The 13,901-nt window shown below is 68.4% G+C and carries 11 protein-coding genes; 2 read left to right on the forward strand and 9 right to left on the reverse strand.

Translation table 11 applies throughout. The features are described from left to right. Window positions 1–7: 7 nt before the first annotated feature. From OXU32_14590 to OXU32_14630, 9 genes are all read right to left on the reverse strand, one after another. Window positions 8–1,204: a M24 family metallopeptidase gene (locus OXU32_14590; GenBank protein ID MDE0075182.1), complete on the reverse strand. Its 1,197-nt coding sequence runs from the start codon at window positions 1,202–1,204 to the stop codon at window positions 8–10. Between the two features lie 127 nt (window positions 1,205–1,331). After that, window positions 1,332–2,309 carry a histone deacetylase gene (locus OXU32_14595; protein MDE0075183.1) on the reverse strand — a complete coding sequence of 326 codons (978 nt, stop codon included), beginning with the start codon at window positions 2,307–2,309 and terminating at the stop codon, window positions 1,332–1,334. After that, a complete protein-coding gene (carB, locus tag OXU32_14600; protein ID MDE0075184.1) occupies window positions 2,309–5,644 on the reverse strand; it encodes a carbamoyl-phosphate synthase large subunit in 3,336 nt (1,111 codons plus the stop codon). The genes OXU32_14595 and carB overlap by 1 nt, the downstream gene beginning before the upstream one ends. 260 nt (window positions 5,645–5,904) lie before the next feature. Next, window positions 5,905–6,504, reverse strand: a complete 600-nt coding sequence (locus OXU32_14605) for an HD domain-containing protein (GenBank protein MDE0075185.1) — start codon at window positions 6,502–6,504, stop codon at window positions 5,905–5,907. A gap of 26 nt (window positions 6,505–6,530) precedes the next feature. Then, a complete protein-coding gene (gene nth, locus OXU32_14610; protein ID MDE0075186.1) occupies window positions 6,531–7,178 on the reverse strand; it encodes an endonuclease III in 648 nt (215 codons plus the stop codon). Continuing rightward, window positions 7,175–8,017, reverse strand: coding sequence for a hypothetical protein (locus tag OXU32_14615; GenBank protein ID MDE0075187.1), 843 nt, complete (start codon window positions 8,015–8,017; stop codon window positions 7,175–7,177). Before OXU32_14615 ends, nth begins: the two co-directional genes overlap by 4 nt. After that, window positions 8,014–8,778, reverse strand: coding sequence for a metallopeptidase family protein (locus tag OXU32_14620; GenBank protein ID MDE0075188.1), 765 nt, complete (start codon window positions 8,776–8,778; stop codon window positions 8,014–8,016). The genes OXU32_14615 and OXU32_14620 overlap by 4 nt, the downstream gene beginning before the upstream one ends. A gap of 39 nt (window positions 8,779–8,817) precedes the next feature. Further along, window positions 8,818–10,275 carry a sodium-dependent transporter gene (locus OXU32_14625; GenBank protein ID MDE0075189.1) on the reverse strand — a complete coding sequence of 486 codons (1,458 nt, stop codon included), beginning with the start codon at window positions 10,273–10,275 and terminating at the stop codon, window positions 8,818–8,820. Window positions 10,276–10,359: 84 nt separating this feature from the next. Beyond that, window positions 10,360–11,688 (reverse strand): glycine--tRNA ligase, encoded by a 1,329-nt coding sequence (locus OXU32_14630; GenBank protein ID MDE0075190.1) that lies wholly within the window; start codon window positions 11,686–11,688, stop codon window positions 10,360–10,362. A 299-nt stretch (window positions 11,689–11,987) separates the two neighbouring features. Here OXU32_14630 and OXU32_14635 point away from each other — a divergent pair, with 299 nt between their 5' ends. After that, complete coding sequence (locus OXU32_14635) at window positions 11,988–12,569, forward strand: NifU family protein (protein ID MDE0075191.1); 582 nt, start codon at window positions 11,988–11,990, stop codon at window positions 12,567–12,569. Window positions 12,570–12,835: 266 nt separating this feature from the next. Then, a complete protein-coding gene (locus OXU32_14640) occupies window positions 12,836–13,876 on the forward strand; it encodes a cache domain-containing protein (GenBank protein ID MDE0075192.1) in 1,041 nt (346 codons plus the stop codon). Window positions 13,877–13,901: the final 25 nt, after the last annotated feature.

Raw genomic sequence — 13,901 nt, forward strand, 5'->3', positions numbered from 1 at the left:
CGGCCCGTCAGCGGTCGAGCAGGAGGAAGACCTCCTCCTGGGGATCGGGCGTGGTCACCTCGGGTCCATCCTCGCCGAGATGAACGTCCACTTCGCTGCGCACACCGATGTCGTCGGGCACGTAGATGCCCGGTTCAATGGAGAAGCCGATCCCCGGGAGCAGCAGGCGGGTGTCGCGCGTCTCCAGATTGTCGATGTTGGGGCCGCTGCCGTGGAGATCGACGTCGATGGAGTGCCCGGTGCGGTGTACGAAATGGCGCCCGTATCCGCGTGTGCGGATGAGCTGGCGGCAGACGTCGTCCACCTCGTAGCCGCACACCTCGTCGCCCGCGGCCGTGCGTTCGCGCAGAAACTCGATCGCGGCGTCGCGGGCATCGCGCACCGCCTCCCAGATCTTGCGCGTGCGGCGCGGGAGCCTGGCGCCCAGGTAGCCCATCCAGGTCTGGTCGGCGGGGATGTCTTCGGCCGTCGGCTTGCCCCACAGGTCGATGAGCAGGAGATCGCCACGCCGGATCGGCTCGCCCTGGCCCACGGGCGCGTAGTGGGGGTCGGCGGCGCGCGGGCCGATGGCGACGATGCAGTCGACCTCCTCGGTGAGGCCGCCGGCGCCCAGGCGGGCGCGGATCCAGTCCGAGAGCGCGCCCTCGGTGGTGGGCTCCCCGGCCTCCACGGCGGCGGCGGCGCGCTCGAAAGCCTCGCGCGCGACGCGGGCCGTCACCGTGGCGGAGTGGCGGTGGGTGGCCAGCTGCCCGGCCGTCCATCGCGAATGAAAGAGCGACACCAGATCGCCCGAGCTTACCGCATCCACACCCACGGCCCGAAGCAGCTCCATCATCCCCCCGGGGACCCGGTCCAGGTACGGGATGGCCGAGCCCGGGGAGGTTTCGATGGCGAGCCGCGGGCGGCCGCGCACCAGATCGGCGAGCGCCGACTCCATCTCGCGCCACGACGAATAGACGCGCTTGCGCCAGGGCCAGTGCCGCCACGACGAGCCCTCGATGGCGTGAATCAGCGCCACCGGATCGCCGCGGTCGGGGACGAGCGTGAAGGAGCGGCGCGTGTTCCAGCCAAGGCCGACCATGGAGGCCGCGATGGGGTTCTGGCCGTGGAACTCGAAGAGCAGCCAGCCGTGCAGCCTCATGTCGGCGAGCGCCGCCTGCACCTGTTCGACGCCCTCGCGGGTCAGAAGGGGGCTGTCGGCCAAGGGGTCCTCCCGTCGGGGGGTGAGCTGAGGCGCGGGTATCCTCCCGCGGGGGATGACGTCCGGCCGGGTTCTGCGGGCCGCGAATAGTAGGAGCCGCCCGCAAGCGATTCAACAAGAGCAGGCGGCATCATCGCATTTCCAGGCCCGCCAACCCCTGAATAACCGCGACCGCCCCATCTCCCGTGCGTACCGGGTCGTAGCCTCCCTCGAGCAGCGCCACGACCCGGCCGCCGGCGTGCTCGGCGGCCAGATCCATGACCCGCCGCGTCATATGGTGGAAATCCTCGGGCTCGAGCAGCATGCCGCCCAGCGGATCGCCGGCCATGGCGTCAAAGCCAGACGAGATCAGGACGAAGTCGGGCACGAAGCCGGCCATGACCTTCGCCAGCGCCTCGTCGAACACCTCGCACCAGGTCGCCCGGGCGGTGCCTGCGCGGAGGGGCAGGTTGAGCGTGGCGCCCAGGCCGGCCCCGCTGCCCCGCTCGTGGAAGGCGCCCGTGCCCGGGTAGTGGGGAGACTGGTGCAGCGACAGGTAGAAGACCGTCGCGTCCTCGTAGAAGATGTCCTGGGTGCCGTTGCCGTGGTGGACGTCCCAGTCGACGATCAGCACCCGCTCGGCCAGCCCGCGGGCCTGCAGGTGGCGGGCCGCGACGGCCACGTGGTTGAACAGGCAGAAGCCCATGGCGCGGTCCGCGGTGGCGTGATGGCCGGGCGGGCGGCTGGCCACGAAGGCGGCCCGGGCCATGCCGGTGGCGACCGCCTCGGCCGCCGCGATCGCCGCGCCTGCACTCCCGGTCGCCGCACCCCATGAGGCGGGCGAGACCACCGTGTCCGGGTCCAGCCGCACCAGCCCCTCCTCGCGCGAGCGCGCCACCGCCCGCCGGACCCGTTCCACGTGGTCGCGGGTGTGCACGCGGAGCAGCTCCTCCTCGGTGGCAGGGCGCGCGTCGCGCTGTTCCACCCGGTCGTGGAGGGTGAGCAGGCTGCGGCCCACCGTCGACGCCAGGGCGCGCAGGCGGCCCTGATGCTCGGGGTGGCCCCACCCGGTGTCGTGCAGAGGGGCGTCGGGATGCAGGTAGAAGGCGGTGGGTGGACCGTCAGCCATCAGCCGGCCGCGTCCTGACCGGCCGCGACCAGGTCGGCGGACGCGGCGGGCGGCGCCGCTGGCCCGTTGCCGTTGCCGGATGGCGCCAGGCGGTCCTGCAGGCTCCTCACCTCCGGTGCGCGCGACCGCAGCGCGATCACGGCATCGCACGCCGCGGTCATCGCCGACATGGTGGTGAGGTACGGAACGCCGTTGGTGATGGCGGCCCGCCGCATCCTGAAGTCGTCGTACTGCGACTTCTTGCCCAGGGGGGTGTTCACCAGCAACTGGGCCCTGCCGCTCACGATCATGTCCACGATGTCGGGGCGGCCTTCGTTCACCTTGAAGATCCGCTCGGCGGGCACGCCCAGCCGGTTCAGGTACGCGCAGGTGCCCGCGGTGGCCAGGATGCGGAATCCCAGGTCGTGGAAGCGGCGAGCAAGCGGGGTCACGGTCGGCTTGTCGGAGTCGTTGACGGTGATGATCACCGTGCCGCCGCCCTCGGGCAGATGGTTGCCGGCAGAGGTCTGCGCCTTGGCGAAGGCCATCCCGAACGAGTCGTCGAAGCCCATCACCTCTCCGGTCGAGCGCATCTCCGGCCCGAGCAGGACATCGACGTCGAAGCGGTTGAAGGGGAACACGGCCTCCTTCACCGCCACCCCGGGAACCGAAGGCTCTCCGGGCACGTTCAGGTCGGCGAGCCGCTCGCCCGCCATCACGCGCGCAGCCAGGCGCGCCAGCGGGACCCCGGTGGCCTTCCCCACGAACGGCACCGTGCGCGAAGCGCGCGGGTTCACCTCCAGCACGTAGACCCGCCCGTCGCGGATGGCGTACTGCACGTTCATGACCCCGATCACGCCCAGCTCCAGCGCGAAGCGCCGGGTGAGCTCGCGCATCTCCTCGAGCTCGGCGCCTGTCAGCAGGTACGGGGGCAGCACGCAGGCGGAATCCCCGGAGTGGATGCCGGCTTCCTCGATGTGCTGCATGATGCCGCCGATCACGACGTCGGTGCCGTCCGAAAGCGCGTCCACGTCCGCCTCGAAGGCGTCCTCCAGGAAACGGTCGATCAGAACCGGGTGCTCCGGCGCCGCCTCCATCGCCCGGACGAAGTAGCTGCAGAGCGAGGCTTCGTCGTACACGATGTGCATCGCCCGTCCGCCAAGGACGTAGCTCGGCCGCACCAGCACCGGGTAGCCCACCCGGCGCCCGACCTCCACCGCCTCCTCGACGCTGATGGCCACCCCGTTGGGCGGCACGGCCGCGCCGATCCGGCGGCACAGGCGCTCGAAGCGCTCGCGGTCCTCGGCCCGGTCGATGGCGTCGACCGGCGTGCCCAGGATGGGGGCGCCCGCCTCGGCCAGTCCCTTCGCCAGCGAGAGCGGGGTCTGGCCGCCCAACTGCACCACGACGCCGATCGGCTTCTCGCGCTCGACGATCTCCAGCACGTCCTCCAGCGTCAGCGGCTCGAAGTAGAGCTTGTCGGAGACGTCGAAGTCGGTGGAGACGGTTTCCGGGTTGGAGTTGACCATGATGGTCTCGTAGCCGGCCTCGCGCAGCGCGAGCACCGCCTGGACGCAGCAGTAGTCGAACTCGATCCCCTGGCCGATGCGGTTCGGGCCGCTCCCGAGGATGAGGACCTTGTCGCGATCCGTCGGGTCGGACTCGTCCTCGTCCTCGTACGACGAGTAGTAGTAGGGCGTCGCGGCCGGGAACTCGCCCGCGCAGGTGTCCACCACGTTGTAGGTCGGCCGAATGCCCAGGGCGTGCCGGCGCGCCCGCACCTGCGCCTCGGTCTCGCCGCGAAGGGCGGCCAGCTGCCGGTCCGAGAAGCCGTCCCGCTTCATCGCCCGCAGATGGGCCGGCGTCACCCGGGTGACGCTCGCGTATTCCTGCTCGTCTTCGATCACCTGCATCAACTGGTCGAGGAACCAGGGGTCGATGCCGGTGGCGCGATGGACATCGCCAAGGGTCAGGGGCGGCTCGGTTGCGGCCCCTTCCCCGCCCCGCAGCACCGCTTCGAGCGCACGCCTCAACTGGAACGGACGCTCCGCCGTGGGGATGCGCAGCGCCGCCAGCAGGCTCGCGCGGTCGTCGCTCTCCAGCCCGTCGTCGGCCAGAGACTTGCCCGCGGTCCATCCGGCACGCCCGACCTCCAGCCCCCGCAGCCCCTTCTGCCACGACGCCAGGAAGGTGCGCCCGATGGCCATGGTTTCGCCGACGGCCTGCATCTGCACCCCGAGCACGCCGTCCGTCTCCGGAAACTTCTCGAAGGCGAAGCGGGGGAACTTGGTCACCACGTAGTCGAGCACCGGCTCGAAGGAGGCGGGCGTGGTGCGGGTGATGTCGTTGGGAAGCTCCGAGAGCACGAAGCCCACCGCGAGCTTGGCGCCCACGCGCGCGATGGGAAAACCGGTGGCCTTGGAGGCGAGCGCGGAGGAGCGCGAGACCCGCGGATTCATCTCCACCACGAGCAGTTCGCCATCCTCCGGATTCACCGCGAACTGAATGTTGCAGCCCCCGGCCTCGACGCCGATTTCGCGGATGACGGCGATGGCGGCGTCGCGCATCGTCTGGTATTCCACGTCGGCGAGAGTCTGGGCGGGAGCCACCGTGATCGAGTCGCCGGTGTGGATTCCCATCGGATCGAAGTTCTCGATCGAGCACACCACGATCACGTTGTCGGAGGCGTCGCGCACCACCTCCAGCTCGTACTCCTTCCACCCGATCACGCTGCGGTCGATGAGGACCTGGGTGATGGGCGAGGCGTCCAGCCCCCGTCGCACCAGGTCGTCGAACTCCTCGGCGTTGTAGGCGATGCCGCCGCCGGTGCCGCCCAGGGTGAAGCCGGGACGGATGATCGCCGGATAGCCGGTCCCGGCCACCAGGGCGCGCGCCTGCTCCATGGAACCGGCCACTCCGCCCGCGGGCACCTCCAGCCCGATGCGGCGCATGGCCAGCGTGAACTCCTCGCGGTCCTCGCACATGGAGATGGAGCGGGCGTTGGCGCCGATCAGCTCGACGCCGTAGCGCTCGAGCACGCCCGCCTGCTCCAGTTCCATCGCGATATTGATCGCGGTCTGGCCGCCCATGGTGGGGAGCAGCGCGTCGGGGCGCTCGCGCTCGATGACCCGCTCCACCCACTCGGCGGTGAGGGGCTCGATGTAGGTGCGGTCGGCCAGCTCCGGGTCGGTCATGATGGTCGCCGGATTGGAGTTGACCAGCACGACCCGGTAGCCCTCTTCCCTCAGCGCGCGGACCGCCTGCGTCCCGGAGTAGTCGAATTCGCAGGCCTGGCCGATGACGATCGGCCCGGATCCCAGGATGAGGATGTTTTCGAGGTCGGTCCGCTTAGGCACGTTCGGCTTCTGATTTCTCCGATTCCGTGCGCACGGCCTTGGAGAGCACCAGGGCGAAGCCGCCCCAAACGAACGCGCCGATCACGATCATCGTGACCCAGGTAGCCGTCGTCAAAGAGTGGGCTCCAGCGAGGGGGTAGGGGTGAGATCGGGTCCCCGTAAACTGACCGGGCACCCAGGCGGAAGCAACCCGGCGATCGCGCGCTCAGCCGGGGCGACGCCGATGACCGCGGGCCCGGACGGAAGCGAGCGGCGAGAGCTCAACCGGCTCTCTGTTTCGCGCGCCTGCGTGCCGCCAGGTCCTCGGCGCGCACCTCCAGCACGTCGGCGACCGTCCGCATGCCGTCGATGACGTTCTGGATGTGCTGGGGCCGCGGAATGCCGATGAGTTCGACCCCGCGCGCCACTTCCCCGCGGTGCACCCCGGCGGCGAAGGACTTGTCCTTCAGCTTCTTGGCCACCGACTTGGGTTTCAGGTCGTCGATGCCGTTGGGACGCACCAGGCAGCATGCGTACACCAGCCCGCTCAGCTCGTCGCAGGCGCACAGGACCTTGTCGAGGTCGGTCTCCGGCGGAACGTCCGTGAGGTCCGGATACCCGTGCGCCAGCACGGCGTGGATGACCTCCTCCGGGTAGCCGTCCTCGCGCAGGCGCGCGACCCCGCGGTGCGGGTGCTCGTCCGGGTGCTTCTCCCAGTCCAGGTCGTGCAGGAGGCCGGCCAGGCCCCAGGTCTCCTCGTCGGCTCCGTACTTGCGGGCGTAGAAGCGCACGGCGGCCTCGACCGCGTACATGTGCTTCCTGAGCCCCTCGTTGTCGACCCATTCGTGCAGCAGGGCCAGCGCGTCCTGGCGGCTGGGCATCGGGCGTCGTCCTTGGTTGGGTGGGTTCACACGCTCGACGAAGGGCACAGGCGCGAAAGCGCGCACTCCTCGCAGCGGGGTTTTCGGGCCGCGCACACCTGGCGGCCGTGGAAGATCAGGAGATGTGCGAGCAGTGTCCAGCGCTCGCGCGGGAAGAGCTTCATGAGGTCGCGCTCGATGCGCACGGGATCCGGATAGCGGGTGAAGCTCATCCGGTTCGCGAGGCGCTTCACGTGCGTATCCACGACCACCCCCTCGTCGATGCCGAAGGCGTTGCCGAGGATGACGTTGGCGGTCTTGCGGCCTATGCCCGGCAGCGCCATCAGCTCCTTCATGTTGCGCGGCAGCTCGTTTCCGTGCTTTTCGGCAACCGCCGTCGCCATGCCGATCAGATTCTTCGCCTTGTTGCGGAAGAAGCCGGTGGAGTGGATGAGCTGCTCGAGCTCGCCCTGGCGCGCGCCGGCCAGGTCCAGCGCCTCCGGATAGCGCTCGAACAGGGCGGGCGTCACCTTGTTCACCCGCTCGTCGGTGCATTGCGCCGAGAGGATGGTCGCGACCGCCAGCTCGTAGGGATTGCGGTGGTGGAGGGCGCAGTGCGCGTCCGGGTAGCACTCGACAAGCAGGTCGTAGATGCGCGCGGCCCGCTCCTTCCTCGCCTTGACCGACTCTCTCATGGCGCCTCCGCGGTTATGATCGGTCGCCAGGGCAAGGTGCTCGCAAGGGGCGCGCGGCTGGACGTTGCCGGGTCGGCGTCCCGCTCCGACGGGCCGGAGCCGCCGTCACCACCCTTCGTGGGTGCACCGGCGCGCAGCGATCCCCGCTCCAGCTGCCAGAAGAGTCGCCCCGCGAGCTTCACCACCTCGCCGAGCGTCTCGATCGAGCACAGGTCCTCGCCGCCCGGCAAGGTACTCGCGAAGTCGTCGCCCCGCTCGCGCACGTTCGCGGCAGCCCACCGGCTCGCCTCCTCCCCGGGTATCTCCGGGACGGGCATGACCCCCAGCCCGGGACGGTCCGCCCGCATTCCGCTCGCCACCATGAGGTGCAGGCGATGAGCGGGGGTGAGCACCCAGAAGAAGCCGTCGAGCGCCTCCGCAGGGCCGCCGGCCTCGGGACGCGCCCAGAACAGGTAGTGCGGCAACTGCACGTATCCGGCCCGGGAGGGCGCCGCGAAGTCCCAGTCGTTCGGCCCGGAGCGCAGGCCGGCGCGCGTCACCTGGTGGGCGGCTTCGTTCCCGAGGAGGTACAGGTGCTCCCCGGCGCTCCAGAAATGGAAGGCATGAAAGAGGATGACGCCGTATTGCACGAACAGGACCGGGTTGTCGTCCTCGACACGGATGTCGCCGATCGCGCGCCGCGACTGTTCGAGCATGCTGAAGGCGCCCGGGTCCCAGATGTCCACGCCCCGCCGGTCCGCCTCGTCCCGGATCAGCTCGAAGCGCTCCTCCGCGAAGGCCCGGCCCGGGAGGGCCATCTCGTACGGAGTGACGCGGGCGTAGCGGTCGTGAATCCTCATCGCGGATCAGCGGGCCTGCCGGGATCCGGGACCGGCGCGGAAGCGCCTCCCGTCCGGCGGCCGACCGCCTCCGACTCCCACAGCTCCTCCGCGGGCCGCTTCAGGAACGCCTCCCACCATCTTCGCTTGCGCACCAGCACAAGCTGAAGCTCTCCCGGCCCGCAATCGACACCGTCGATCCAGACGAAGTGCGCATCCCCGAGCCGCTCGGGCGCATCGATGCGAAAACCCTCGCCGCGCCAGTCGAAACGCACCTCACCGGCCCGCGCAAGCCGCTCTTCCGTCCACTCCTGCTCGATGAAGAAATCGGTCTCGACGCGGAAGACACCGGGGGCAATCTCATTCCCCGACTGATAGTAGCAGGGATCGAAATCGAGCCCTTCGCTCCGCTTGAACGACTCCTCCATGGCGTAGTCGACGCCGCCGAGTTCATCCTGGTCCGCGAGCGACTCGAGGTGGTGCCGCACCTCGTGGGTGAGGGTCTCCCACAGCTCGCCCTCCCAGTCGAAGCCGGGATCGAGCCGGGACAGCTCGCGGAACGAGCCGTAGTAGAGGGCCACCACCGAGCGCGTGGTCTCGGGCCCCTGCCAATCCGACGGATACGACTCCGTCGAGCACATGCCCAGCGTGTAGATGTCCGGGAACACCGGATGCGGGAGCGCCTCCTGGCGCACCGAGAGCCCGTCCAGCCCGCTCGTGTACTCTTCCGGAATCTCGCCAAAGGCGCGCCGCGCGGCCCTCTCGAACTCGCGAAACCTCATCACCTTGCCGTACCCGGACAACCATCGGCCCGCCCGTCGTCAACCGGCCGGGCCGCCGCTCCCCTCCAGGGTCGCCCGTGTGATCAGCCTGTTGAGCATCCACAGGATGAGGATCGCCACCGCCGCCTGAATGACCACGCTCCCGACGTTGTACGGACTGAACAGCGTCCAGGTCTCCGCGAAGCTCTCGCCCCGGGCGCTCCACAGGAACCATACCATGAGCACCACGGCCTCGACGATCACGAGCCGGATCGCCCAGTCCCACCAGGCTCCGATGTGGATGTCGGAATCACCCGTGTTGATGAACTTGCGGCGCCACTCGGTCACCCCGTAGCGCAGCACGGCGAAGGCGAAGAAGAAGCCCGAGAGCATGAGCCCCACGCCCCAGACCCAGTCCTGGTTGTGGAAGAAATCCATGTTGAGCGCGCTCGGGATTCCGCACACCAGCGCCGCGATGCCGACGATGCCCACCGCGCGCTTGCGCTCGATCCCTGCGTCGCGCAGGACCCGGCTGGCGAGTTCGATCATGGCCACCAGGCTCGTCCACGCCGCGAACACCAGCGCCATGAAGAAAAGGATCATGAAGAACTGGCCGCCCGGCATGAGCGCGAAGAGCTGCGGCACCCAGATGAAGGTGATGCCCTCGTTCCCCGCCCCGACGATCTGGCTGGCCGCGTCCGGCATCACCGAGAAGACCGTGCACAGCACCATGATCCCCGCCAGCAGCGACATCGAGTTGTTGCCGAAGCCGATGACGAAGGCGTTGAGCGCGGTGTCTTCCCGTTTTCGCATGTAGATGGCGTACGTGAGCACCAGGCCCCACCCCGCGCCCGTATCCCACGCGTTCTGGGTCAGCGCCTCGAGCCAGATGCGATAGTCGGCCAGTTCGCTGAAGTTCGGGGTGAAGAGGAACGCGAGGCCGGCGGAGGCGCCCGGCAGCGTGACGGCCCGGATGGCCAGCACGACCACCAGGATGATGAGGCTGGGGATCAGGAAGCGGGCGGCGGTCTCGATGCCCTTCACCCCCCTGGACACCACGAACACGCCCATGCCCAGGGCGATGGCGTGCGTGATCATCGCCGAGGGCGTCGCGGCGAAGGAGTTCCAGAAGGCGTCCGGCACTTCGGTGGGGATCTCGCGCGTGATCGAGGCCCACAGAAAGCGCAGCGTCCAGCCCATGACCACGCTGTAGTAGAACATGATCGCGGTCGCGACCCACGCGACCCACGCGCCCATCCAGCCGAATTTCGGCCCGAGGGTGGTGGCGAACGCGCCGATCGGCCCCTTGCGCACGCCCTTCCCCATCCCGAACTCGAGGATGAGAAGCGGCACCGACCAGAGGAGCAGGAAGCACACCCATGCGACCAGGAAGTTGCCACCCCCGTTGGAGGCCGCGATGCGCGGGAAACGCCAGATGTTTCCGGTGCCGACCGCCATCCCCAGCATCGCCAGCAGCATGCCCCAGCGCGAGCTGAAAACCTCTGACCTGGATGCCATCAACTATTCTCCCGTGTTCCGGCGATGGTCCCCGCGAATCGGACGTGGGTCCCGGATCCGCGCTCCCTCGGCTTCACCGGCGCCTCAGCGCGCGAGCCGTTCCCGCAGGTAGTCTATCACGCCGTCCGCGTTCACGCGCACCTGCTCCAGGGTGTCGCGGTCGCGCACGGTGACGGTTCCATCCTCGTTGGTCCGGCCGTCCACGGTGATGCACCAGGGGGTGCCCGCCTCGTCCTGGCGGCGGTAGCGGCGTCCGATGGACCCGGCCGCGTCGTAGAAGCTGGGGACGGCCGCGGCCTTGAAGGCGTCGTGCAGCCGGGTCGCGATCTCGGGCAGGCCGTCCTTGCGCACCAGCGGGAAGATCGCCGCCTTCACGGGCGCCAGGCGCGGGTGGATGCCGAGCACGGTGCGCCGGTCACGGCCCATATCCTGCTCGTAATACGCGTCCGAAAGCACCATCAGCAGCATGCGGTCGACGCCCGCGGCGGTCTCGACGACGTAGGGGATGTAGCGTCCCCCGCCCCCGGGCTCCACGTAGCGCATCTTCTTGCCCGAGTACTGCTGGTGCCGGCCCAGGTCGAAGTCGGTGCGGTTGTGGATGCCCTCCAGCTCCTTCCATCCGATGGGAAACTCGTACTGGATGTCCACCGCCCGCTTCGCGTAGTGCGCCAGCTCGTCGGGGCCGTGCTCGCTGAAGCGAAGCGATTCGGCGCGGATCCCCAGCGTCCCCGTATGGAAGTCCATGCGCGCATCGCGCCAGTGCTCGAACCACTCCTCGTCGGTCCCCGGGGTGACGAAGAACTGCATCTCGGCCTGCTCGAACTCGCGGGTGCGGAAGATGAAGTTCCCGGGCGTGATCTCGTTCCGGAACGCCTTGCCGATCTGGGCCACGCCGAAGGGGACCTTCTGGCGCGCGGTGGTCTGCACGTTGAGGAAGTTGACGTAGGACCCCTGCGCCGTCTCGGGACGCAGGTAGACGGTGGCCGCGGCCTCCTCCACCGGTCCCATGAAGGTCTTGAACATGAGGTTGAACAGCCTGGGCTCGCCGAGCTCGCAGGCCTTGAAGGCGCCCGGCGCCTTGCTCGGCTTCCGGCCGCAGCGCTCACCCTCCAGCTCGTCGGCGCGAAAGCGCTTCTTGCACACCTTGCACTCGACCAGCGGATCGGTGAAGCCGTCCACGTGCCCCGACGCTTCCCACACGCGCGGATGCATGAGGATGGCCGCCTCGATCCCCTCGACGTCGTCGCGCTGGTGCACCATCGCGCTCCACCAGGCCTCCTTGATGTTGCGCTTCAGTTCGATGCCCAGCGGACCGTAGTCCCACACCGATCCGGTGCCGCCGTAGATCTCTGAGGACTGGAAGACGTACCCGCGACGCTTGGTCAGCGAGACGAGCTTGTCCATGCTATCCAGTTGAGACATAGCAGTTTGTACCCTGTTGTATCATGCTGTATGAGAGACGTTCACGCCGCCGACGTCGGACGATCCGCCGGAAAGCCGCCAGCGGGTTCGGGCCGGAATATCGGCAAGGCGCGGCGGGCCAGCAACCGACGGGCCTGTTGCTTCCACCGGAGCCCGGGCCATATTTCGGAGTTGGCCGCAGGATGCCGGAACACGTCGGACCCGCGCGGGTCTCCTCCGGATGCGCGGTCGGTCTCACCCTCGGGGGAACACGGAGCCGCAAGGCCCTGCACGCAAGGATGCCGAATACGATGTTGACCTTCACGGACAAAGCCCGCGAAATGGTGCTCTCGTTCATGGGAGACGAGCCCGACGGAGAGCAGGCGTTGCGGGTGAAGATGGACGGAAGTCCCGTCGCGCCCAGTTTCGAGCTGACATTGGTGGGCAGCGCCGACCTCGGCGACGACGACGTCACGGTGGACGGAGGCGGGTTCACGGTGTTCGTCGACAGCACCAGCGCCCCCCGCCTGAAGGGCGCAACAGTCGACTTCATCGACGAGCTGAACCAGAGCGGTTTCGAGGTGAAGACCGCGCCTGAGACCGACGGCCGGGGCGCCGGCGCACCCACGGGCCCGATCGCCGAGCGCGTCACCGACCTTCTGAACAGCCAGGTGAATCCTTCCATCGCGGCTCATGGCGGCGAGATCCGGCTTGTGGACGTCCAGGACACCGAGATCTATCTGGAGATGATGGGCGGGTGCCAGGGATGCGCGATGTCGCGCCTGACGCTGCGTCAGGGCGTGGAACGGATGATCCACCAGTCCGTTCCCGAGGTCACCGCGATCCACGACGTCACGGACCACCAGGCAGGCGAGAACCCGTTCTTCAGTTAGGGTGGGCGGAAGTGCCGGCGCACCGCCGGATACAACCCATCCAATCCGTCATGCCCCGCGTCCTCATGCGGCGCCTGCAAGCCGCGTCACGCCCGGCGGATCCAGTGCAGGATCGCCGCTTCCGCATCGCTTGACGCCGTAGCGCACTCCGTTCTTAAGGCGTAGCGCACCGCGTATTGGGGCAAATTTATTGCTGTTTTGTCGCCATTATGGCATACTTTTGTCGCAAACGCCCGTTTCGTGTTCCTCCGGTACGGGAGGCCGTCATGCGAACCCCGCAGCACCTGTTCATGACCGCGCTGGTGGTCCTGGCCGCCACGTTTCCCGGTCCGCGCCAGGCCCACGCGCAGGTGCCGAAAGTCACCGCCGGCCAGGTGGTGGACCGCGAGACGCTCCGAGGCTTCGTGACCTGGGCGACCTCCGAATTCAGCATGGTCACCGACATCAACGCGGGTTCACAGCTGGTGAACGATTTTCGCGTGGAGGGCAGTGACTGGAACGTAGGCAACATGTACCTGATCCTGTTGACCCTGGACGGACAGGTATTGATCCACGGCGAAAACCCCCACTTCGACGGCAAGAACGTGCTCGGAGTGGTCGACGACCGGGGCACCAGAGTCGTCGAGCAGATGCTGGCCGCGGGAGCGGCCGGAGGCGGGTTCGTGGAGTGGTGCTGGGACGATCCGCTGGACGCGGCCGATATCCCGTGCAAGGACAGCTACGCACTCCAGTACCACTCCATGGTGGCCGGCGTGGATCTGGTCGTGGTGGGCGGGTACTTCCAGGATCTCGCGCATGCCGGCGAGCCGCTCCCCGACGTCCCGCTGCCTGCGCTGTCGGCCGCCGACGTGGTGGACCGGGAGACCCTCAGGCAGTTCGTGGACGGCTCGGTTGGCTGGTTGACCGAGCTCGTCGGGCAGGTCGGGTTCGAGCGCGCGAACGAGTGGAAGACGGTGCTGAGAGAGGACGGCGGGCACTTCAAATCCGGCCCGGTCTATCTCTTCATCTTCACTCCCCAGGGATACGTCATCTTCCACGGCGCCGACCCCTGGCGGGAAGGCCGGACGGTTCTGGACAACACGGACTTCCAGGGACGGCCGTTCGTAAGGGACGTCATCGCCGTAGCCCAGGGGGGCGGAGGATTCGTCGAGTATTTCTGGGATGATCCGACGGTGGAGGGAGACGAGGACACGGGAAGCCCGAAGGTGAGCTACGCCGTCTCGATAACGAGCGACCTTCCCGTCTTCCAGGACATCGAGTTCATCGTCGGGGCCGGGTTCTACCGGGACCACATAGATATGTCGTAACCTGATTTATAACAGCAAATTACGG

It is taken from the genome of Gammaproteobacteria bacterium (assembly GCA_028819075.1).
GTDB lineage: Bacteria > Gemmatimonadota > Gemmatimonadetes > Longimicrobiales > Gaopeijiaceae > BD2-11.